Consider the following 22276-nt stretch of genomic DNA (forward strand, 5'->3'; position numbering starts at 1 on the left):
GGCCGCTTGCGGGCGGCAGGTGAGCCTCCACCGCCCCCGAATTCTCAATCGCCGCGGCCACCACCCGGCGGAAGCGGGATCGTTGCTCTCCGGTTCGCCGGCCGGATCGATCGCCGTGACGTGCGAAGCCGATCGACGGCCTCGCGCCTGGTTGCGCTGGATTGCCGTGCACCGACGCGTGCGACGCCCGCCGACGCAAGCGGTGGCACGCCTACCGCATCCGATCTCCCCCGTCATGCACGCGCCTCAAGCAACATAGCGCTAGGTGAAGCGACGCGAATCAGCGTTACTTTGCAACTGATCACTTCGTGGGATTTGGCTGCATGACCCAGCCCGGCGTGGATCAGAAGGTTTTGGATCAGAACATTCGCGAGCTGCAGGAATGGCTCCGCAACGCCTGGCAGCAGCTTGCGGACCCCTCGCTCACCGCGTTCTCCCGCCGCGAACTGCGCAACCAGATGAAGCAATGCAACGCCGATCTGCGCGTGCAGCTGCAGGCCGCTTCCAAGCAAATGCTGAGTCAGCCCGCCGCATCAGGCAAGATATTCGCCAAGCCTGAGCTGCGGATCCTCGCCTAGAAGCGTTTCTCACGCGAAGTTGGCGCTTGCCGGCATTCGCGGCTGCACCCGTGTCACTACCGCCTGCGCGCCAAAATGCCGCGATCTCCTGCTGCATGCGCGCCATACGCACCCTCTGCTTGTGCCGCGACGCCCGACGAGGCACAGCAAAACCGCGCCGGTATGCCTATATTGGGCGTCGTCGAGCGGCCAACGCCGCCAAAGCTCAGGGACTCCCGTGTTATATCTGGAACTTGCGATCGTGGCGGTCTTGATCGTCGTCAACGGTCTGTTGTCGATGTCGGAGCTTGCGATCGTCTCCTCCCGTCCGGCGCGGCTCGCGGCGCTGGTCGAACGCGGCGTCAGCGGTTCGCGCCGCGCACTGGCGCTGGCCTCCGATCCCGGCAAATTCCTCTCCACCGTGCAGATCGGCATCACGCTGATCGGCGTGCTGTCGGGCGCGTTTTCGGGTGCCACGCTCGGCCAGCGGCTCTCGCAATGGCTGTTCGAGCTTGGGCTGTCGGCAAACGTCGCCGATGCGGCCGGTGTCGGCATCGTGGTCGGCGTGATCACCTATGCCTCGCTGATCGTCGGCGAGCTGGTGCCGAAGCAAATCGCTTTGCGCGACCCGGAGCAGGTCGCCGTGCGGGTCGCCCCTGCCATGACCATGATGGCGCGGCTGTCGCTGCCGCTGGTGTGGCTGCTCGACCGGTCCGGCAAGCTCTTGCTTTGGATCCTCGGTCATCGCGAGGATGCGCAGGACCGCGTCAGCGAGGACGAGATCAAGACCCTCGTGGTGGAAGCAGAGAACGCCGGCGTGCTCGAGCCCGGCGAAAAGGAGATGATCGCCGGCGTGATGCGGCTCGGCGATCTTCCGGTCGGGGCCGTGATGACGCCGCGCCACGAGGTCAGCCTGATCGACCTCGCTGCCCCCGCGCCCGAAATCCTGGCGGCGCTGCAAAAGAGCAATCACTCGCGCTGCGTGGTGTTCGACGGCAATCGCGATCATGCGCTCGGCATCGTGCAGGCCAAGGACGTGCTCGACGTCTACCTCGCCGGCCAGACGCCCGACATCCGCGCGCTGACGCGCGATGCGCCGATCATTCCCGAGACCGTCGACGCCCGCGACGTGGTCGCGATCCTGCGCGACTCCGCGGTGCATATCGGCCTCGTGCACGACGAGTACGGCACCTTCCAGGGCGTCGTCACCAGCGCCGACATCCTGGAAGCCATCGTCGGCGCCTTCCACACCGAGGAAGGCCCGGCCGAGCCCGCCTATGTCAGGCGCGACGATGACTCCTATCTGATCTCGGGCTGGATGCCGGCGCTAGAGTTCAGCGAACTGCTCGGCATCGTGCTGCCCTCGCCGCGGCCCTACCAGACCGCGGCCGGCTTCCTGCTGCATGCGTTCGGCGCGATCCCCGACACCGGCGCGAAGACCACCGCGCAGGGCTGGGACTTCGAGATCGTCGACCTCGACGGCCGCCGCATCGACAAGGTTTTGGCGAGCAAGCGGCCGGCGGTCTGACATTGCCAGTCGGCCGGCCTGTTGATAACGGGCAGGACAGCGAAACAGGCGGCCGCTGTGTGCTATCCGCATAACGGCCGCTGAAATTCCTCCGAGTAAACCCCACGGAATAGATCCCCATGCGCATTACCCTTGTCGGTTCCCGCCATTTCGGCGTGACGACCCTGAACATGCTGCGCGAGCACCACGTCACGCTGGTCAGGGTGGTCGTCCATGACGGCGAGGACCGGCTGGCGGCAGCGGCAAGGGCTGCCGGAATCGACGTCGTCGTCCAGGCCGATCCCAAGCTGGTGACCGCCGACGAGATCGCACCCGGCACCGACCTGATCGTGACCGCCCACAGCCATGCCCGCGTCAGCAAGGAGGCGCTGGCCGTGGCCAAGTTTGGCGGCATCGGCTACCACCCGTCGCTGCTGCCCCGCCATCGCGGCATCGCAGCGGTGGAATGGACCATCAAGGAAGGCGATCCGATCGCCGGCGGCAGCATCTACCACCTCGCCGACCGCATGGACGCCGGCGCCATCGCGGCGCAGGACTGGGTGTTCGTCAAGAAGGGCGAGACTGCACGCGAACTGTGGGAGCGTGCGCTCGCGCCGCTCGGCCTTCGCCTGCTCGGCGAGGTCATCGACTACGGCAAGGTCAACGGCGCGTTGCCGGCCAAGCCGCAGGACGAGCAGTTTGCGACCAAGGCGCCCAATCTGAGCCCGGGCAAACACTAATCCGGGCCTCGGTATCAAATTACCGGAACTCAACCGAGAGGGATCGGATTCTTCGTTCCCTACCCGGAACCGAATTCACCATGATGTGTTTGAGTTCACAGGAACATTTGGGGACTCTCGCGACGCAGCAAATTTTGAACACATTGTGACAGGATAAGCCGCGTCATCACACGAAATGACAGGGATTTGATTCATGCGTTCGATCCGCATTCGCGACCTGATTTTGGTCACTTCGGTCGCTTCGGCTGCCGCACTCACCGCAGCTCCCGCCTCCGCCCAGCAGCCTTATGACGGCCTTTGGAACGTCACTGTGGTCACCAAGACCGGCAGCTGCGAGCCGTCGCAGAGCTCGACCGTGACCGTTGCTGAAGGAAAGATCTCGGCGCAGGGCGCGGCGATCTCCGGCACCGTCGGCAGCGGGGGTCTTGTGCGAGTCTCGATCAATGGTGCATATGCGAACGGACAACTCAGTGGCAACTCCGGATCGGGGAAGTGGAATGGGGCATCAGCTGGCGTACCGTGCAGCGGCCGATGGGAAGCATCCCGTCAGTAAGATCACCAGCGTATCGCGTTTCTTCGCCATCGCGCGGCGGCCAGCGTTTGCAGCCGCCGCGTTTTTCGTGACCGCACTCGCGAGCACCGCGGGCCATGCCCAGTCCGGCCCATTCGCCGGCATGGCGGGCACCTGGTCGGGTGCCGGTTCGGTCACCCTGGACGACGGATCCAGCGAACGGATTCGCTGTCGTGCGACCTATCACGTCGGCGGGCCCAGGATGACCATGAACCTGACATGCGCCAGCGACGCCTACAAGTTCAACCTGGCGGCCGACGTGCAGGCTGAAGGCAGCACGGTCACCGGCAATTGGAGCGAGGCGAGCCGCAATGTCAGCGGCGACCTGCGAGGTCGCGGCGGCGGCGGCAACTTCCAGGTGGTTGCCAGCGCCCCCGGCTTCAACGCCGACATCGCGATGCGCACCGCCGGCAACAAGCAGTCCGTCACGATCAGGGCCGACAGCCAGTTCCGCGGCGCCAACATCACGCTGACGAGGTAACCGGCCTTCAGACAACAACGCCCTCGAGACCCAAATCTCGAGGGCGTTTTTTCGTTGGCCATGCGCTCGCTATGCCGTGCGTGGCTTGCCAAGATTCTCGGCGGTCTGCTGGATGGTGCGGGCGATCAACAGCGCCTGCTCCTTGGTGACCGCAAAGTCGTGCACGCCTTTGTCCGTCGTCATGGAGATCACCATGATATCCGGCTGTTGCTCCGGCCAGCCGGTCGCGAACCCCGTGAGGAGGTCAGGCGCCTTTCGCATGTTGCTCTTGTTCATCGCTGAAGGTCCTATGCTGCGGGAATGAACGCCGTGACCTCGATCTCGACCTTGGCGCGCTGATCGACCAGCCCGTCGATATAGAGCAGCGTGGACGGCGGGAAATTGCGCCCGAGCGTCTCCTTCCAGGCCGCGCCGATACCGGCGCCCGCGGCCTCGTATTCGCTGCGGCTGGTCAGGTACCAGGTCAGGCGGACGATATGCTCGGGACCGGCGCCGGCTTCGTTCAGGAGCTTGATGATGCGCTTCAGCGCGGTGCCGACCTGCGCGGCCATGTCGGGCGCATACTCGCCCTTCTCGTCGCCGCCGGTCTGCCCCGCCAGCATGATCCATTTGCCGGGAGCGTCGAACGCGACACCGTGCGAGAAGCCGCGGGGTTTCGACCATTCGGCCGGTTGCAAGACACGCATGAGCAGATCCTCCTGATGCTGATTGTCATTCCGGGGCGATGCTTAGCATCGATCGCATGTCCGGCGCATCACCGCGTCGGCAGAATTGCGCGTTGCAAATTCGTATCAGCTCGCTGATACCGGGCGTCCTTTCTCACCTTGTTCCCGTCATGGATCGCACGCCCTCAAAGACCCGCGCAGCGCTATGGATGTCCGGCTGGCTCGCGCTGATGCTGATCGTGGCGGTGGCCGGCCGCGAGGCGACGCGCGAGGTCAACGTCTTCCAGCTGATGGCCGTGCGCGGCGTGCTCGGCTTCGTGATGCTGTATCCGCTGATCCACATCAATGGCGGGCTTGCGATCGTGAAGACCGCGCGCGTCCACGTCCACATCGCGCGCAACCTGATCCATTTCTGCGCGCAGCTCGGCTGGTTCTATGCGCTGACCTTGATCCCGATCGGCCAGGTGGTCGCGATCGAATTCACGATGCCGATCTGGACCGCAATCCTTGCGGCGAGCTTCCTCGGCGAACGGATGACATCCTGGAAGATCGTCGCGATCGTGCTGGGCGTGATCGGCGTGGTCGTGATCGTCCGGCCGGCGACCGGTGCGATCAATCCGGGCCAGCTGATCGCGCTCGCCGCAGCGGTCGGCTTCGGCATCTCGGTCGCCGTGGTCAAGTCGCTGACGCGGACCGAGCAGACGCTGACGATCATGTTCTGGATGCTCGTGGTGCAGTCGCTCGCCAGCATCGGGCCGGCGCTCTATGTCTGGACCTGGCCGCCGCTTTCCACCTGGGGCTGGCTCGCCGTGATCGCATTCTGCGGCACGTTCTCGCATTACTGCATGGCGCGCGCTTTGCTCCACGCCGACGCGACCGTCGTGATCCCGATGGATTTCGTCCGCGTCCCGCTCACCGCGATCGCCGGGTGGCTGATTTATGCCGAGCGGCTCGACGCTTATACGGTCCTCGGCGCGGCCATGATCCTGGCCGGCAACCTGCTGAACCTGAAGCCGGGTGCTACAAGGCCAGCGCGCGCAAGATGACCGCCGCGTTTGCCACGTCCAACGCCGCCGCTCCACCGGAGCAAAAAGCCCAGGGATCATCCCGGGCTCCTTTGCCTGCGATGCGCGTTACTTGCCGGCGGCCTTGCGCAGCGCCGCGTTGATGCGGTCCTGCCAGCCGGGACCGCCTTGCTGGAAGTACTGCAGCACGTCCTGATCGATCCGCAGCGTGACCTGCTCCCGGACGCCGGGGACGGCCACGGTCTTTGGCACCGCGTCAGCGACCTTGGTGGTGGCGCGTTTGAACGCCGCCTCGGCTTCGCTACGGGCATCGTTGAGGGTTCGCGGGCGCCTCGGCTGATCGGCCATGTCTTGGATCCTGTGTCTCAGATTCCTTCAAACAACACTGTGGAGAGATAGCGCTCCGAGAATGACGGCACAATCGCCAGGATGGTTTTGCCCGCGGCTTCCGGCCGCTTGCCGATCTGCAAGGCGGCCGCGATGGCGGCGCCCGACGAAATACCGCCGGGGATTCCTTCGTTGCGCGCCAGCGCGCGCGCGGTCTCGATCGCAGTCGCGCTGTTGATCTTGACGATCTCGTCGATCACGGAGCGGTCGAGGATGTCGGGAATGAAGCCAGCTCCGATGCCCTGGATCTTGTGCGGCGTGTGCTGGCCGCCCGACAGCACCGGGCTCTCCTCCGGCTCCACGGCGACGATCCGCAACGAAGGCTTGCGCGGCTTCAGCACCTGCCCGACGCCGGTGATGGTGCCGCCGGTGCCGACGCCGGCGACGAAGTAATCGATGTTGCCGCCGGTGTCGTTCCAGATCTCCTCCGCGGTGGTGCGGCGATGAATTTCCGGATTGGCGAGGTTCTTGAACTGCTGCGGCATGACCGCGTTGGGTGTCGTGCGCACGAGTTCTTCGGCGGTCGCGATCGAGCCCTTCATGCCCTGCGCTGCCGGAGTCAGCACGATCTCCGCGCCGAGGAAGGCCAGCATTCGCCGCCGCTCGATCGACATCGACTCCGGCATCACGAGCTTCAGCCGATAGCCGCGCGATGCCGCGACATAGGCCAGCGCAATCCCGGTGTTGCCCGAGGTCGGCTCGATCAGCACGGTGTCGGCGTTGATGATGCCGGCCTTCTCCATCGCCACGATCATCGCCGCCCCGATGCGGTCCTTCACGCTGGCCGCCGGGTTGAAGTATTCCAGCTTGGCGAGGATCGTCGCATTGACACCGTTCGCCTGCGGCAGTCTCTGCAGCCGCACGATCGGCGTCGAGCCGATCGCATCGACGATTGAGTCAAAGACGCGGCCGCGTCCGGGTTGCACTGCACTCGTTGTCGACGGCGCGTCCATCAGGCGGCTCCTGTTGCGGGATGTACTGGAAATATGCGGTCTTCCCTCATTTGGAGCAGCGCGTCATGACGCGCAAGTGAGAAACCGCTGCGACGCACATTCGTTGCATCTTCGCTGCATCGCAAAAATCAGAACCCGCACAAATAACGTAAAAGCTACGCATTTGTGTTGCGACAAGGTCAAACAAATGGGTTTATATACTTTCGTCAGGTGCAGCTCAGAACGCAAAGGGAGGCGCACATGCCAGCACTTGCTGAAGCACTGTCGACCGTGGCGTCCAGGCCCGATCCGCGCGGCAGCGATCTGCCGACTTGTCCGGTGTGTGCTGACTCAATGGTCGCGGCCGAAGCGTCCGCGTACCTGTTCGACAATCTGATCAGCTATCTCTGGACCTGCGACAATTGCGGTTACGGATTCGTGACCAAACACTCGGTGAAACCGATCCCGATCGTCTGCAACTGATCACACACAGCTCATCTCGGAGCGATGTCACCGCGCGCCCACCCGGCGCGCGTTTTCGTTCTGAAGTCCTCGAACGTGCCGTTGGCCACCGCTGCGCGGATGCCCTGCATCAATTCCTGGTAATAGGCGACGTTGATTTCGGACAGCAGCATTGCCCCAAGGGTTTCGCCGGCTCGCACCAGATGGTGCAGGTAGGCGCGCGAATAGTCCCGTGCCGCCGGCCACGGACTCTCTTCATCGAGCGGACGCGGATCGTCGATGTGACGGGCGTTGCGCAAATTGATCTGCCCGAACCGGGTGAACGCCATGCCGTGGCGCCCGTTCCGTGTCGGCATCACACAATCGAACATGTCGACGCCACGCGCCACGGCCTCCAGAATGTCCTCCGGCGTGCCGACGCCCATCAGATAGCGCGGCCGATCGACTGGGAGCGCCGGCGCGGTCTCCTCGATCATCGACAGCATCACCGCCTGCGGCTCGCCGACGGCCAGCCCGCCGATCGCATATCCGTGAAAGCCGATGTCCGTCAGGGAGCGCGCGCTGGCGTGACGGAGATCGGGGAGATCGCCGCCCTGCACGATGCCGAACAGCATGTAGCCGCTCGGGGCGCTCTCGAAGGCGCGCTTGGAGCGTTCGGCCCAGCGCAGCGAGAGCTGCATCGCACGCTCGATGTCGGCGCGATCGGCCGGCAGCCGCACGCATTCATCCATCTGCATCGCGATGTCGGAGCCGAGCAGCCGCTGCACCTCGATCGAGCGTTCCGGCGAGAGTTCGACCTTGGCGCCGTCGATATGCGAGCGGAAAGTCACTGCCTTCTCGGTCACCTTGCGCAGCTCCGAGAGCGACATCACCTGGAAGCCGCCGGAATCCGTCAGCATCGGGCCGCCCCAGCCGGTGAAGCGCTGCAGGCCGCCAAGCCCTGCGATCCGCTCGGCGCCCGGCCGCAGCATCAGGTGATAGGTGTTGCCGAGCACGATGTCGGCGCCGGCATCGCGCACCTCGCGCCAATGCATGCCCTTCATCGCCCCGGCGGTGCCGACGGGCATGAATGCGGGCGTCCGGACGAGACCATGCGGCGTGGCCAGGCGTCCGGTGCGGGCGGCGCCGTCGGTTGCCAGCAGCTCGAAATGATTGGGAAGATTCATGCCGCTGCTTATTGCGTGTCACCGATGCCCGATCAACCCGTCCGATAACGGCCTCCGCGCGACTTCGTGAACGCCAACCGACCGACGGACGCTTGCCCCGCAACGGAACGTCCATTAAACAAAACGAAACCGTATCGTTTTTATGTCAACAATAAGGCGACGGACTTCCCCGCCGCGACTGTAATCCGCGCGAAACCCGACCGAGATGTTCTCCCTCTTCAGCGCCCGGCCTGACGGCGTCCGCCACCGGACGACAGTCGCCGATGCGATGCGGCAAGCAGCCCTGCTGTGCGGGCTCGCGTTCACACTTGCGGCCTGCAGCTCGCTGCCGCGGACGCCCTACACGGCTGCCGATGCGGTCAATTCGCGAGTGCTCGATCTGGACGGGCTGCGCCGCTATGCCGACGAGCCGGCGTCCAAATTCAAGCTCGAGAAGGACAACCTCGCCCCGATCAAGACCTATCTCGCCCTCTCCGGCGGCGGCGCCGACGGCGCCTATGGCGTGGGTGTGCTCAACGGCTGGACCGCGGCCGGCAACCGGCCGAGCTTCTCGGTCGTCTCCGGCGTCAGCACCCGCGGCCTGATTGCGCCGTTTGCGTTCCTCGGCCCGCGCTACGACGACACGCTGAAGGAGGTCTACACATCAGGCATTGCGGAGAGCCTGCTGCAGGACCCGAGCCTGATGCGGGTGCTGTTCGGCTCCGGCCTGTTCGGCAACAAGCGGCTGCGCGAGCTGGTGGCGCGTTACGTCGGCGAGGACATCCTGAGCGAGGTGGCGCGCGAGAACGCCAAGGGCCGAAAGCTCCTGATCGTCACCACCGATCTCGACACCCAGCGCACGGTGATCTGGGACATGGGACGGATCGCCGCCGTCGGCACGCCCGAGGCGCTGCAGCTGTTTCGCGACGTGATGGCCGCCTCGGCCAGCATCCCGCTGGTGTTTCCGCCGATCATGATCGACGCCGAAGGCCAGGGGCGGCGCTTCCAGGAGATGCATGTCGACGGCGGCGTGACCGCGCCCGTGCTGACGCTGCCGGACGCATTGATGTTCCGCGAGCGTGCCTGGCCCGCCAATGGCCGCATGAACATCTACATCCTCGTCAACAAGAAGCTCGAGGGCAATTTCGAGCTGGTGTCGAACTCGACGATCGACGTCGCCTCGCGCAGCATTTCCGCGATCACGCAGGCGCAAACCCGCTCCGTCATTCTCTCGACCTATGATTTCGCCCGGCGCAACCGCCTCGGCTTCCATCTGTCCTATATCGAGCGCGACTACCCGGCCCCGGAAACCCAGGGCTTCGACACCGGATACATGCGCGCGCTCTACCAGTACGGCTACGACAAGGCCGCCGCGGGGCAGGCCTGGACCGCGACGCCGCCCTGAGCGGCCCGCCCCGGGTACCGCCGAATGGACGAATCCGCACCGCGCGGGTTATAGACCGAACGAACCCGTCCGACGCACAACGAGATGAATGGGCAAATGGGATTGACGGCTACCAAGGCCAAGGCGGCCAACAAGGCAGCCAAGCGCGGCGTGATCAAGTCACGCGGCGGCCGGCCGACCCGGGATGCTGCGATCGAGCGCGACCAGCGGCTGATCGAGGTCGCCACCCGCCTGTTTCTCGAGCGCGGCTTCGATGCGACGTCGATCGACGCGGTGGCCGAGGCTGCCCGCGTCAGCAAGCCCACCGTGTACGGCCAGTACGGCGACAAGCGCGGCCTGTTCACGGCGGTGCTCCGGCGCGAAATTGCCCGCTGGCTCGCTCCGCTCGCCGCCGCCGCGGCCGAAGCGCAGGGCGACGGCAACTGCGACGGCTCGGCCGAGGAACGGCTGATCGAGCTCGGCCGCCAGCTATTGGTGCTGAATTGCAGCGCGGACTCCATCGCCTTCAGCCGGATCCTGACCGCGCAGGCGATCAACTTCCCCGAGGTCGCCAAGCTGGCCGTCGACGAGGGCTGGTCTAAGGCCGTGTCCACGACCGCTGATTTCTTCGACCATCTGGCCGACAAGGGCGTGCTCGATCTCGAGGACACCACGATCGCGGCCGAGACCTTCCTCAACATGGTGGTCGGCCACACCCACCGGATGGCGACATTCGGCATTCCGATCGACATGAAGGCGGCCGAGACGCGGATGGAGGTCTCGATCCGGCTGTTCCTGGCCGGCGCCGTCGGGCCGCGGGACCGCCTGCGCGATACGGCCAAGGAAGCCACCAAGGCGCGCCGCCGGCCGGCACGCTGACGATTCAGCAGGATCGTCCTATCGCCTCGCACGTTATCGTGAGCAATCTTTGACGGCAGGCGGCCTTGAATAAACAGAACGACACCGTATTGTTTAGTTGCAAAGAGACGCGGAACCAAGTTCAGCCCCCCAACGGTTTTGTGTCGCCTTGTAAACTTCGACCGTCACGACGGAGCAGCCGCCATCACTTCGTCTGAACGTTCGGCGGCCGACCTCTGACTAACGGAGGTCGGCCGCATCTTCTTCTCTACCGGGGCGGCGGTTCGACGCGACGGATGCGACCATGACGACGGGACGATTACACGCACTGCGGCGTTGGACATTCGCAACTGGGCTGCTTGCGACCGCACTGCTGGCCCTGCCCCTGAGCCTTCCCCTGGCGTCGCCGGCCCATGCGGTCACGGGCTCGGCGGCCGCAGCGCTCACCCCGCAGGACAGCGACAACGCGCTCGACGTGCATGCGGTTCGCCGCGAACTCGACAGCTTCCAGGCCGCCCAGATCTCGCTGCGCAAGGCGATGGCGATTGCGGAGGCGCTGCACTCCGGCGCGATCACGGCCGACGTCAGCTTCGACGGTGCGACGGAGCCCGCGATCTACCGGGTCAAGACCATGCAGCGGGACCGGATCTGGCAGCATTCGATTGACGCCTCGACCGGCCAAGTGATCGGTGGCGAGGCGCCATCGTCACTGGCATCCCTTGGTGCCGAAGACCGTGACAACCTCGCCGTGCTCAGGGCGCTCCGCCATCGCCTCGCCGATGCGGTGCGGGTTGCCGAGCGCACCACCTCGGGCAAGGCGATCAGCGGCGGCCTGATGCGCGAGCGCGGCAAGCTCAATTTCGTCATCGTGGTGCTCGCCGGCAGCGATCTGAAAGAGGTCATCCTCGAACCGCCGGGCGCGCGCCGGCGCTGACAGCCGTATGGGCGCTGCCAAGTTTTCGCCCAAAAGCCGTTGACGGACGCCGATCTGTCCCGCATAAGTCCGCACCATGATCACCGCGACCAAACGCACCACCAAAACCACCAAGCCCTCTGGGGCCTCGGGAGGCGTGCGCGCGTAGTCGGTCGTACCGCATCATCTCTACCCGAAGCCCCGCCTGATGAAGGTCCGGGGCTTTTTTGTTGCCTGCAGCACAACAGCATGATCCGGAAAAGTGGAAACCGGTTTTCCGATCAGATCATGCCCAACCGAGACTCGAACGGAGGACACAGTGAGTAACGATCCCGTCGTCGCGATTGTCGGCGTCACCGGCGCAGTCGGCGCCGAATTCATCGCCACCATGGACAAGCGCGGCTTCCGCGTCGGCAAGCTGAAGGCGCTGGCGAGCGCCCGCTCGGCCGGCAAGACCGTCAGCTTCCGCGGCCAGCCGGTCGTGATCGAGGAGCTGACCGAGCGCGCCTTCGAGGGCGTCGACATCGCACTATTCTCGGCCGGCAGCGGTATCTCCAAGAAGTTCGCGCCGGTGGCGGTGAAGTCCGGCGCCGTCGTGGTCGACAACTCCTCGGCGTTCCGGATGGATCCGAACGTGCCGCTGGTGATCCCCGAGATCAACGCCAACCGCATCCGCGACCACAAGGGCATCATCGCCAACCCGAACTGCGCCGCCATCACCGCGCTGGTGCCGCTGTGGCCGATCCACCAGAAGAACCGCATCAAGCGCGTGATCATCTCGACCTACCAGGCCGCGAGCGGCGCGGGCGCCGCCGCGATGGAGGAGCTCGTCGAATCAACCCGCGCCAATCTCAACGGACAGGTCTACACCCCGAAGGTGATGCCGCACCCCTACGCCTTCAACCTGTTCAACCACAACACGGCGGTCGATCCCGAGACCGGCTACAACGACGAAGAGACCAAGGTCATCAAGGAGACCCGCAAGATCTTCGAGGACGAGAAGATCGCGATCGGTGTCACCTGCGTGCGGGTGCCGGTGCTGCGCGCGCATTGCGAGGCGATCACCTTCGAATGCGAGAAGCCGATCACCGAGGACCAGGTCCGCGCCATCATGGCGCAGGCCCCAGGCGTCAAGATCGTCGACGATCGCGTCAAGAACTACTTCCCGATGCCGATCGACGCCTCCGGCCAGGACGACGTGCTGGTCGGCCGTATCCGCAAGGATCTCAGCGATCCCTCGGGGCACTCGATCTCGATGTTCGTCGCGGCTGATCAATTGCTCAAGGGCGCCGCGCTGAACGCGGTGCAGATCGCCGAGCTGCTGCCCGAACGCGCGATGGCGTGAATGCAAAACCCGTCATCCTGAGGAGCGCAAAGCGCGTCTCGAAGGATGCACGGCCCCAGTCGGGCCGTCGCCCTTCGAGACGGCCGCTGCGCGGCCTCCTCAGGGTGACGGTGAAATGTCTGTGCTTGCGGGCCTAACTCTTTTCGCGAAACAGCAGGCATGCATCACCATACGAATAGAACCGGTAGCCGTTGCTGATCGCATGCGCGTAGGCGCCTTGCATGGTCTCGAGGCCCGAGAAGGCCGAGACCAGCATGAACAGCGTCGAGCGCGGCAGGTGGAAATTGGTCAGCAGGATATCGACCGCACGGAAGCGGTAGCCCGGCGTGATGAAGATCGAGGTTTCCGCGGCGAACGGCTGGACCTCGCCGTCAGGTGTCGTGGCGCTTTCCAGCAGCCGCAGCGACGTGGTGCCGATCGCGATGATCCGGCCGCCCTTTGCACGCGCGGCATTCAAGGCCGCGGCGGTCTCGGCGGTGATGCAGCCCCATTCGGCGTGCATCTTGTGCTCCGAGGTCTCCTCGGTCTTGACCGGCAGGAACGTCCCTGCCCCGACATGCAGCGTCAGCCGATGCAGCGCGACGCCGCGGCTCTTCAGCGTGGCCTCCAGCGCCGGCGTGAAGTGCAGTCCCGCGGTGGGGGCTGCGACCGCGCCCTCATTGGCGGCGAACATGGTCTGATAGTCGCTGACGTCCTTATCGTCAGGCGTGCGCTTGGAAGCGATGTAGGGCGGCAGCGGCGTGGCGCCGACATCGGCGATGGCCTGGTCGAGCACCGGGCCGTGGAACGAGAATGACAGCGTCACCTCGCCTTCCTGCCCTTTGGCCTCGACCTCGGCATCGAGATTGCCGAGCAGGCAGACCTTGCCCTCATTGCCGAAGCGGATGGTGTCGCCGGGGCTAAGCTTCTTTGCCGGCTTGACCAGCGCCTGCCAACGCGAGCCGTCGAGCCGCTTGATCAAGGTCGCTCGATCTTCGGCTCGGTCTCGCGACCGATGCGGCGGCCCCTAAGCTGCGCCGCGATCACCTTGGTGTCGTTGACGACGACCTGATCGCCCGGATCCAGCCAATGCGGCAGGTCCGCAATGGAGGCGTCGCGCAGCACGCCGTCCGGATGCACCACCAGCATCCGCGCGGAATCGCGCGGGCTCGCTGGCCGGAGCGCGATGTTCTCGGGCGGCAATTCGAAGTCGAAAAGGTCGGTGCGCATGGCGCGATGATTGCTTCAACGTTGCCATTTCCGGGACACGCCAGGCGTGCCCCGGAATGACGAAGTGTTGGACCTTACGCCGCGTCGGCGGCCATGCGCGCCTTGACGATCTTGTCCGGGTTCTGCACCGGCTCGCCGCGCTTGATCTTGTCGACGTTTTCCATGCCCTCGGTGACCTTGCCCCAGACCGTGTACTGGCCGTTGAGGAAGGAGGCATCGTCGAAGCAGATGAAGAACTGGCTGTCGCCGGAATCCGGGTTGGCGGCGCGGGCCATCGAGGCGGTGCCGCGGACATGCGGCTCCTTGTTGAACTCGGCCTTCAGCTTCTTGCCGGAGCCGCCCATGCCGGTGCCCTGCGGGCAGCCGGTCTGCGCCATGAAGCCGTCGATCACACGGTGGAACACGATGCCGTCGTAGAAGCCTTCGCGCACCAGCTCCTTGATCCGTGCGACGTGGCCGGGCGCGAGATCCGGGCGCATCTCGATCGTGACCGGGCCCTGGGTGGTTTCGAGGATCAGAGTATTTTCGGTAGCAGCCATGCTCGCTTCTCCTGGCTTCGGGGTGGATATTTCTAATTCCTGAACGGGATCGCGAATGGGCGGCCAGCCACCGCGCCGCCCAGGCTCTCGGTAAATGGCATCGGCGTGCAGCGTTGCAACGCCTCCATCACCGCGACCCGGTATGCAATCCGGTCGTTGTCGGTCGCGTCCTGCGATTCATAGCTGATCCTGGGATGCCCGAGGATCGCGCCCTCACGGTTGAAGCTGACAATGACGGTAATGTCGATCGGACCTGCCTTGTCCGACGGCGGCGGCCGCCAGCAGCGATGGATGGCAAGAACAACATCCCTGATCGTATTGAGTTGCTCCGGCTCGGCTGCCGCCGGTCCGGACAGCGCGAGCCACACCGCCAGCGGCGCGGCGAACCAGGCAAGTGGTTTGCTGCGCGCCGCCATCGCGGATCACTTGATGTCGGATGCGACCTGCACCTTCACCATCTTGTCGGGATCGGTGACGGCGCCGCCGGGCGAGCCCGCCGACGCCTTCTTCAGCTTGTCGACCACGTCCATGCCCGAGACGACCTCGCCGACCACGGTGTATTGCCCGTTCAGGCTCGAGCCATCAGCGAACATGATGAAGAACTGCGAATTGGCGCTGTCGACGCTGTCGCCGCGCCGGGCCATGCCAACGATGCCGCGCTTGAACGGGACCTGCGAGAATTCCTGCTTCAGGTTCGGATATTTCGAGCCGCCGGTGCCGTTGAAGTTCTGGCCGTCGCCGGTCTGCGCCATGAAGCCGTCCATCACCCGATGGAACGGCACGTTGTTGTAGAAGCCCTCGCGCGCCAGCTGCTCGATGCGCTCGGCGTGCTTCGGCGCGATGTCGGTACGCAGCTTGATGACGATGCGGCCCTTGGTGGTGTCGATCACAATCGCATTGGCCTTGTCGAGATTGGCGGGCAGCGGCTGCGCGACCGCGGGCACGACGCAGAGCAGCGCGGCAACGAATGCAAGAATGCGGATCATGGAAACTCCGGATCTCTGTAACGTTCGGGGTGTGGCGAGCCGCCGGGATCAGCCGGCGAACTTGGCCTTCAGGCTAGCGGCGACTGATGACGGCACGAATGCAGAATAGTCGCCGCCCATCTGGGCGATTTGGCGCACCAGTGTGGCGGTGATCGGGCGGACCGCGACCGACGCCGGCACGAACACGGTGTGCACCTCGGGCGCCATGGCCTCGTTCATGCCGGCCAGTTGCATCTCGTAGTCGAGATCGGTGCCGTCGCGCAGGCCGCGAATCATCAGCGTCGCCTTGGCCGCGCGCGCGGCCGCGACCGTGAGGTTGTCGTAGGTCGCGCTTTCGAAGGCGCAGCCCGCTTTCTGGGCGATCGGACCGAACACCTCATGGACCATGGCCAGCCGTTCCTCGGTGGAGAACAGCGGCTTCTTGCCGGGATGAACGCCGATGGCGACGATCAGGCGGTCACAGAGGAAGACGGCCTGTCTCACCACGTCCAGATGGCCGTTGGTGACGGGATCGAAGGAGCCGGGATAGATCGCGATACGGGACATGGTCCCTCCTAACCCGCCCGGCTCGCCCCGGCAAGCCGCCCGGGTTCCGTCCATGGAGCGAAATAAATTTCCACTGGCCCACTGAACGAGTTCTGGGATGCCAGCGTCTACGAGGGTGAATGTTTCGTCGGCCACTGGCGGACGAAACAAAACCGGCCCGCGATGAAACCATTTTCGATCCTGGCGAAGACGCCAGGAAACGCACGGCCGGTAGACATTGGACAACGAAACGACGGGCCCGGGGGGCTCGTTCATATGGGGACCGTCATGATCAAGGCACTTTCCGCTATCGCCGTTGCCGCGTTCATTGCCGCCGCGCTCACCGTTCTGCCGGGCTTTGCGCCGCAGGTCGAAGCCTCCACCCCGCAGCCGCTGGCCAAGAGCGACCGTCTCGACGTACACCCGGTCGGCAAGGATTGCTCGCAGCAGGCCTGGCCGAATTTCGAAGCGTCCTGCCTGCGCAGCGCCGGTAACAAGACGGTGGTCCGCGAGGCCCGTCTCGTCACTGCCGACCGCACCCCGTAGAAGAAATTTCCAGACCAGATGGATACCGGTTCGCGCACAGACAGCGCGTCGAGGCAATTGTTCAGCCTGGCGTAAGGTCAGGCTGTCACGCAAATCCCATGGTAATTTGCGACGTCCCGTCGCAGACTATCGTCTAACGCGCCCGACCGGATGATCCGGCGGGCGCAAGCCATCGGGGGATTGCCGTGACCAGTACACCCGCCATCGCTTCTTCTGGCCATCCTCCAAGCAGTCCGATCCCGGTTGCCGTCACGCTGGGTGCCCTGGGTGTCGTTTATGGCGACATCGGCACCAGCCCCCTCTACGCCCTCAAGGAAGCCGCCAAAGCCGCCGCCCATGGCGGTCCACTCACCCACAGCGCAGTGCTCGGCGTGGTCTCGCTGATCCTGTGGGCGCTGATCCTCATCATATCAGTCAAATACGCCATGCTGATCCTGCGCGCGGACAACCGCGGCGAAGGCGGCATCGTCGCGCTGCTGGCGCTGCTCTCGGCGCGCAACGCGGCGCCCGGCACCTGGCGCTCCCATCTCCTGATCGTCGGCCTGATCGGCGCCGCCCTGCTCTATGGCGACGGCGCGATCACGCCGGCAATTTCAGTGTTGTCGGCGATCGAAGGCCTGAAGGTCGACGCGCCCTCGCTGACGCCGGCGGTGGTGCCGCTCACCGTCGTGATCCTGATCGGCCTGTTCTTCATGCAGAAGCAGGGCACGGGCTTCATCGGCAAGATCTTCGGGCCGGTGATGCTGTTCTGGTTCGCCGTGCTCGCGGCGCTCGGCATTCACGGCATCGTCAAGGCGCCGGGCGTACTGGTCGCGCTGAGCCCATTCTATGCCTTCGACTTCCTGATCCACCAGGATTTTCACGTCAGCTTCGCCATCCTCGGCGCCGCATTCCTCGCCGTCACGGGCGGTGAAGCGATGTATGCCGACATGGGGCATTTCGGCCGCTTCCCGATCCGCCTCGCCTGGTTCGCGGTCTGCCTGCCCGCGCTGGTGCTGAATTATTTCGGCCAGGCCGGCGAACTGATCAACGACCCGAATTCGATCGACAACCCGTTCTTCCAGCTTGCTCCGGACTGGGCGCATTACCCGCTGGTGTTGCTCGCGACCGTCGCCACCGTGATCGCCTCGCAGGCGATCATCTCCGGTGTGTTCTCGCTGACCCAGCAGTCGATCCAGCTCGGCTTCCTGCCGCGCATGCACATCCAGCACACCACGAGCGATGCGATCGGACAGATCTACGTGCCGCTGGTGAACTGGCTGCTTGCCGCGGGAACGCTCGGCGCGGTGCTGGCCTTCGGCACCTCGGACGCACTCGCCGGCGCCTACGGCATTGCGGTGTCGCTGCTGATGGCGATCACCACGCTGCTCGCGGCGCTGGTTGCCATCCAGTGGGGCTATTCGCCGATCCTCGTGATCGCGGTGAACGGCTTCTTCTTCATCATCGACGCGATCTTCTTTGCGGCAAACACCGAGAAACTGTTTGAAGGCGGCTGGTTCCCGCTGCTGCTCGCCGCTGCGGTGGCGTTCCTGATGATGACCTGGCGCGGCGGCGTGAAGCTGGTCGAGAAGGCACGCGCCAAGCTGCGCCAGCCCGAAGAGGATCTGATCGAGACCGCGGTCAACAAATGCAGCGCCCGCCTGCCCGGTACCGCCGTGTTCCTGGCCTCGGCGCCCAATGGCGTGCCGCTCGCGCTGACTCAATTCGTCAAGCACAACCACGTGCTGCACGAGCGCGTGCTGCTGGTCACCGTGCAGATCGAGGAGCGGCCGAGGATTCCCGACGAGGAACGCGCCGACGTGCACGAGATCAGCCCGGGCATCACAAGGATCCTCCTGCACTACGGCTTCATGCAGTACCCGACGATCTATGAGGGGCTGCAGCTCGCCTGCCGGCAGGGCAAGCTGCCCGGCATCGACCTCTCCGACGTGACCTATTACATCGGCCGAGAGACCATCATCCCGCGCGAGGACGTTCCGGGCATGTGGGTGTGGCGGGAATCGCTGTTCGCCTTCCTGCAGCGCAACGCCGAACGATCGGCCGCCTTCTTCGGCGTGCCGACCGGCCAGGTCGTGGAGTTCGGCACGGAGATCGAGATTTGATCTCACGTACGGCGTGACCCGGATGTCGCGGCGCTACATCCTGGTCACGGCCTGCAAAGCAAGCCGGCCTTGATTGTAGCCGGCCGCCGCCGAGCGATCATGCAAGATGCGGCGGAGCCGCGAGCACCATCGGGCTAACCGCGGGCTGATTCACCACGAGCGTACCGCCATGGCCGTCGCTGGAGGCGACGAAGGTTGACGCCATGTAGTTGCCCAGCAGCGCGATGTTCGCGGCATGGATGCCGTCGGTCAGGCTGAGCGTCCCGCCCGAGCTGTCGCCCGAATAGCCCGGCGCGACTGCCTTCGAAAATGCGATGTCCGCGAAATCGATGGCGTCCTTGCCGGTCATTCCCGCAACCGTCCCCGTGAACGTCCTGGAATTATCCAGCTTCAGCGTGCCGCTGTCCGACGCGAAGGAAAGATCGGCAGCGCTCGCGGAGGGAAGATCGAGCGTCTGTCCGGCCGCGATGATCGGCGGATCCTGAACCGTGAACGGGCTCGACCAGTTTCCCCAGACCGTGCCATCGAACGCGCGAATCCAGAGCGTGTCGCTGCTCGAACCGACCCGGTAGGTCAGCTGCGAGAGCTGGGACGCCGACACATAGTTATCCTGGTTCGGCGCCAATGCCAGCCCATTGAGGAGGAACGTGCCGCCGCCAGCTCCGGCGTTCCATACATCATACTGCGTAGCCGCGCTGCCGAACGGATCCGAATAGTTGAAGAGCACCGAGCCGGGATAGATCTGCCCCTGGACGGACGTCACCGTCGGGTTGACCGGCGTGACGACCGGTCCGGTGTCGATCGGCGCGGTGACCGTGAACGCACTGGACCATGCGCCCCAAACCGTCCCGTCATTGGCACGCACCCAAAGCGTGTCGGCTCCCGATCCCGATTGGTAGGTCAGGTACGGAAGCTGTGCAGCGGAGAAAATATTGTCGCCGTTGGGCTGCAGTGCCTGGCCATTGAAGACGAAATGACCGCCACCGCCGCCGGTGTCCCACACGTCGTATTGCGTTGCCGGGCTACCGAACGGATCGCTGTAAGTGAACAGCGACGACGCGGCATAGCTCTGCCCATGTGTCGCGATCTGATTCTGCACGATCTCGACGGGGCCGGGATCGACCGGGGCCGAGATGGTGAAGGCGTTCGACCAGGCGCCCCAGACGGTCCCATCATTTGCCCGGATCCAGAGCGTATCGGGACCTGATCCTGCCTGATAGGAGAGCGACGAGAGTTGGGCGGCCGAGATGTAGTTGTCCCGGTCAGCCTGAAGCGCGAGGCCGTTAAGCGAGAAATGGCCGCCGGGAACGCCGCTGTCCCAGACGTCGTATTGGACCGCGGCACTTCCGAACGGATCGCTGTAGGTGAACAGCGACGACGCGGCATAGCTCTGGCCATGAGCGGCCGTATGGTTGGCAACGGCTTCGACCGGACCGCTGTCGAACGGGGCGGTCACCGTGAACGCTGCCGACCAGCTACCCCACACGGTCCCATCATTGGCACGGACCCATAGCGTATCCGCGCCGGAACCTGACTGATAGACCAGCTGCGAGAGCTGTGCGGCCGTGATGATGTTGTCCGTGTTGGCGTTGAGCGTCACGCCATTCAGAACGAAATGTCCGCCACCGGTGCCGCTGTCCCAGAAATCATACTGCGTGGCGGCGATCCCGAACGGATCGCTGTAGGTGAACAGCGTGCTGGCGGCGAAGCTCTGGCCGTGCGCAGCCTGTATGGACGCGACTGCTTCCACCGGTCCGGTATCGATCGGGCCGGTCACCGTGAAGGGATTTGACCACGCGCTCCACACATAGCCGTCGAACGCGCGGACCCAGAGCGTATCGGAGCCGGAGCCGGCCTTGTAGGTCAGGCTCGCGAGCTGGCTCGCATTGATGATGATGTCTTGGCCACCTGCATAGGGCGCAAGCGAGCCCAGCTGGAAATAGCCGCCGTTGGATCCGGTATTCCAGACATCATATTCGGTGGCGGCACTGCCCAGCGAGTCGCTATAGCTGAACAATGACTGCGCGTTGAAGACTTGGTTGTGGGTAGCGGCCTGGCCGAAACCGACGACACTGGGCGTATCGACCGGAGCCGTGATCTGGATGGCCTGCCAGGAGCCCGTGACGCTTCCGTAGACGTACTGGACCCAGAACGTATCGCTACCGGATCCCGCAAAGTAAGTGGCCTGTGCCAATTGTGCAGCCGTCAGGCCGACCGTGACGCCGTTCGGCTGGACTGCCCCGTTGACGGTGACCTTCGCTCCGCCGCTCCCGGTCTCCCAGATATTGTAGAGCGTGACCGTGCCGCTCCCGGATGCGGCTCCCTCGGACACCAGGTTCGCCAGCGGCATGCTGCCGGCGTGCGCGAAACCGAACGAGGAAACGCTCAGTGATCCGTAGGTGTCGGCGTCAAGGATGTTGTAGTACCCGTGTCCGCCTGTCGAGGGATCGCCCGACCAGCGGCTGACGGCAGTAAAGCCGCTGACCGTGACGCCCCCGGACGCTCCGTTGACGGCCCAGGTCGTGCTTGCGCCGTTGATGGCGAGTTGCACGATGCCAAAATCGATCGCGCCCGCAGAAACCGGCTGGCCGTTGAGGAAATAGACCGGCGTGTCCCATTCAGTGGCAATCTGCGACAACGCCTGAACTTCGGAGCCAAGCACCGAGAAACCTGCATTCGCCAACTCGGTTGCGTCGTTGGCGAGCTGCGAGCCGATCGCGAGCGGCGACTGCCCGTTGGGTTGTAGCAGCGCATTGACCAACGGCTCGATCGCATCGAAGGTGTTCTGAACGCTGTAGCCGTTCGCGATGTAGGCGTTCAACGTCGATACGAATTGGACGTTCTCGGCGATCAAGTTGTTGTAATAGGCAAATGCGCCGACTTCGAGCGTGACCGTGATAGGGCTGCCCTGGATCGAGCCGAACGGCGTGTATTTGAGGAGCGTAAAGACCCCGTTGGCCCCGGCCTCATTGAGGTGGTCGACATATTCCGGGTCGGGGATCAGAAGCACGCCGGCGATGGCGTTTGTCGAGACCGTGTAACTCTGCACCAGCGTGGGTGAAGCCGAGATCGTCGTCTGCCAGGCAGGGCCGCCATTGGCGGCGATCAGTGTCGGACTTCCCAGAATTGAATAAGTCTGTACCGCGTTAGATAATATTATGAGTGCCATGCACCTGTACCTGCCATCTAGACCGTAGAGGCAATGACAGTGAACTATCAGATGCCGCGGCAAATTGCGAGACGCCCGATCTCGGTTCGCTTAGTCGGCGCTACCGAGCGGCTCCCGGAAGACCTAAGTCAGGCGATCCGCCTCTTCAGCTGAAGCGATCGACCGGGCGCAGGGGCTCGAAGAGCCGGGAAACACAGACCGGATCGTGCCGGCTCCGGACCAAGGTCA

At 64.7% G+C, this 22276-nt stretch carries 23 protein-coding genes and 1 pseudogene; 13 read left to right on the forward strand and 11 right to left on the reverse strand.

Going from position 1 to position 22276, the window contains the following annotated elements; genetic code table 11:
- The first annotated feature begins 323 nt into the window (after positions 1-323).
- From AKN84_RS32105 to AKN84_RS32120, 5 genes are all read left to right on the forward strand, one after another.
- A complete protein-coding gene (locus tag AKN84_RS32105) occupies positions 324-578 on the forward strand; it encodes a hypothetical protein (RefSeq protein ID WP_050424488.1) in 255 nt (84 codons plus the stop codon).
- A gap of 217 nt (positions 579-795) precedes the next feature.
- Positions 796-2085, forward strand: a complete 1290-nt coding sequence (locus AKN84_RS32110; protein ID WP_050424489.1) for a hemolysin family protein — start codon at positions 796-798, stop codon at positions 2083-2085.
- Between the two features lie 119 nt (positions 2086-2204).
- A complete protein-coding gene (locus AKN84_RS32115) occupies positions 2205-2804 on the forward strand; it encodes a formyltransferase family protein (RefSeq protein WP_050424490.1) in 600 nt (199 codons plus the stop codon).
- Positions 2805-2997: 193 nt separating this feature from the next.
- Entirely contained in the window at positions 2998-3357 is a 360-nt protein-coding gene (locus tag AKN84_RS46230) for a hypothetical protein (protein ID WP_016846110.1), read from the forward strand.
- Between the two features lie 67 nt (positions 3358-3424).
- Positions 3425-3856 carry a hypothetical protein gene (locus AKN84_RS32120; RefSeq protein WP_244485626.1) on the forward strand — a complete coding sequence of 144 codons (432 nt, stop codon included), beginning with the start codon at positions 3425-3427 and terminating at the stop codon, positions 3854-3856.
- A gap of 69 nt (positions 3857-3925) precedes the next feature.
- On the opposite strand, the gene AKN84_RS32125 is transcribed toward AKN84_RS32120, so the two are convergent.
- Both AKN84_RS32125 and AKN84_RS32130 read right to left on the reverse strand, forming a co-directional pair.
- Entirely contained in the window at positions 3926-4132 is a 207-nt protein-coding gene (locus tag AKN84_RS32125; protein WP_050424492.1) for a hypothetical protein, read from the reverse strand.
- Between the two features lie 11 nt (positions 4133-4143).
- On the reverse strand, positions 4144-4542 hold the full coding sequence (locus AKN84_RS32130) for a RidA family protein (RefSeq protein WP_050424493.1): 399 nt from the start codon (positions 4540-4542) through the stop codon (positions 4144-4146).
- 149 nt (positions 4543-4691) lie between these two features.
- Between AKN84_RS32130 and AKN84_RS32135 the strand changes: the two genes are divergently transcribed.
- Positions 4692-5567 carry a DMT family transporter gene (locus tag AKN84_RS32135; protein ID WP_050424494.1) on the forward strand — a complete coding sequence of 292 codons (876 nt, stop codon included), beginning with the start codon at positions 4692-4694 and terminating at the stop codon, positions 5565-5567.
- An 87-nt stretch (positions 5568-5654) separates the two neighbouring features.
- Here the strand turns inward: AKN84_RS32135 and AKN84_RS32140 are convergent, their stop codons facing one another.
- Both AKN84_RS32140 and cysK read right to left on the reverse strand, forming a co-directional pair.
- The gene (locus AKN84_RS32140) at positions 5655-5894 is read right to left on the reverse strand and encodes a BrnA antitoxin family protein (RefSeq protein WP_050424495.1); all 240 of its coding nucleotides are present in this window, start codon (positions 5892-5894) and stop codon (positions 5655-5657) included.
- A 17-nt stretch (positions 5895-5911) separates the two neighbouring features.
- Positions 5912-6886, reverse strand: a complete 975-nt coding sequence (gene cysK / locus AKN84_RS32145) for a cysteine synthase A (RefSeq protein WP_050424496.1) — start codon at positions 6884-6886, stop codon at positions 5912-5914.
- A gap of 240 nt (positions 6887-7126) precedes the next feature.
- Between cysK and AKN84_RS32150 the strand changes: the two genes are divergently transcribed.
- Positions 7127-7348 carry a hypothetical protein gene (locus AKN84_RS32150; protein ID WP_050424497.1) on the forward strand — a complete coding sequence of 74 codons (222 nt, stop codon included), beginning with the start codon at positions 7127-7129 and terminating at the stop codon, positions 7346-7348.
- A gap of 11 nt (positions 7349-7359) precedes the next feature.
- Here the strand turns inward: AKN84_RS32150 and tgt are convergent, their stop codons facing one another.
- Positions 7360-8493 carry a tRNA guanosine(34) transglycosylase Tgt gene (tgt, locus tag AKN84_RS32155; protein ID WP_050424498.1) on the reverse strand — a complete coding sequence of 378 codons (1134 nt, stop codon included), beginning with the start codon at positions 8491-8493 and terminating at the stop codon, positions 7360-7362.
- A 268-nt stretch (positions 8494-8761) separates the two neighbouring features.
- Here tgt and AKN84_RS32160 point away from each other — a divergent pair, with 268 nt between their 5' ends.
- From AKN84_RS32160 to AKN84_RS32175, 4 genes are all read left to right on the forward strand, one after another.
- Positions 8762-9877: a patatin-like phospholipase family protein gene (locus AKN84_RS32160; RefSeq protein WP_050424538.1), complete on the forward strand. Its 1116-nt coding sequence runs from the start codon at positions 8762-8764 to the stop codon at positions 9875-9877.
- Between the two features lie 96 nt (positions 9878-9973).
- Positions 9974-10735: a TetR/AcrR family transcriptional regulator gene (locus tag AKN84_RS32165; RefSeq protein ID WP_050424499.1), complete on the forward strand. Its 762-nt coding sequence runs from the start codon at positions 9974-9976 to the stop codon at positions 10733-10735.
- Positions 10736-11018: 283 nt separating this feature from the next.
- Positions 11019-11648 (forward strand): PepSY domain-containing protein, encoded by a 630-nt coding sequence (locus AKN84_RS32170; RefSeq protein WP_050424500.1) that lies wholly within the window; start codon positions 11019-11021, stop codon positions 11646-11648.
- Positions 11649-11946: 298 nt separating this feature from the next.
- Entirely contained in the window at positions 11947-12972 is a 1026-nt protein-coding gene (locus tag AKN84_RS32175; RefSeq protein ID WP_050424501.1) for an aspartate-semialdehyde dehydrogenase, read from the forward strand.
- 133 nt (positions 12973-13105) lie between these two features.
- Here the strand turns inward: AKN84_RS32175 and queA are convergent.
- From queA to coaD, 5 genes and pseudogenes are all read right to left on the reverse strand, one after another.
- Positions 13106-14181 (reverse strand): annotated as a pseudogene (gene queA / locus AKN84_RS32180) (tRNA preQ1(34) S-adenosylmethionine ribosyltransferase-isomerase QueA).
- Positions 14182-14255: 74 nt separating this feature from the next.
- Positions 14256-14720 carry a peptidylprolyl isomerase gene (locus AKN84_RS32185; protein ID WP_021081268.1) on the reverse strand — a complete coding sequence of 155 codons (465 nt, stop codon included), beginning with the start codon at positions 14718-14720 and terminating at the stop codon, positions 14256-14258.
- 32 nt (positions 14721-14752) lie between these two features.
- A complete protein-coding gene (locus tag AKN84_RS32190) occupies positions 14753-15136 on the reverse strand; it encodes a hypothetical protein (RefSeq protein ID WP_050424502.1) in 384 nt (127 codons plus the stop codon).
- 6 nt (positions 15137-15142) lie between these two features.
- Positions 15143-15706 (reverse strand): peptidylprolyl isomerase, encoded by a 564-nt coding sequence (locus tag AKN84_RS32195; protein ID WP_050424503.1) that lies wholly within the window; start codon positions 15704-15706, stop codon positions 15143-15145.
- Positions 15707-15754: 48 nt separating this feature from the next.
- Positions 15755-16252: a pantetheine-phosphate adenylyltransferase gene (coaD, locus tag AKN84_RS32200; protein WP_050424504.1), complete on the reverse strand. Its 498-nt coding sequence runs from the start codon at positions 16250-16252 to the stop codon at positions 15755-15757.
- Positions 16253-16519: 267 nt separating this feature from the next.
- Between coaD and AKN84_RS32205 the strand changes: the two genes are divergently transcribed.
- Both AKN84_RS32205 and AKN84_RS32210 read left to right on the forward strand, forming a co-directional pair.
- On the forward strand, positions 16520-16777 hold the full coding sequence (locus AKN84_RS32205) for a hypothetical protein (protein ID WP_028340746.1): 258 nt from the start codon (positions 16520-16522) through the stop codon (positions 16775-16777).
- Positions 16778-16980: 203 nt separating this feature from the next.
- On the forward strand, positions 16981-18879 hold the full coding sequence (locus AKN84_RS32210; RefSeq protein ID WP_050424539.1) for a potassium transporter Kup: 1899 nt from the start codon (positions 16981-16983) through the stop codon (positions 18877-18879).
- 97 nt (positions 18880-18976) lie between these two features.
- Here AKN84_RS32210 and AKN84_RS32215 read toward each other — a convergent pair whose 3' ends face one another.
- Entirely contained in the window at positions 18977-22048 is a 3072-nt protein-coding gene (locus AKN84_RS32215; protein WP_128971322.1) for a hypothetical protein, read from the reverse strand.
- Positions 22049-22276 lie beyond the last annotated feature (228 nt).

Origin of the sequence: Bradyrhizobium tropiciagri (assembly GCF_001189845.1) — a bacterium.
Taxonomy (GTDB): domain Bacteria; phylum Pseudomonadota; class Alphaproteobacteria; order Rhizobiales; family Xanthobacteraceae; genus Bradyrhizobium; species Bradyrhizobium tropiciagri.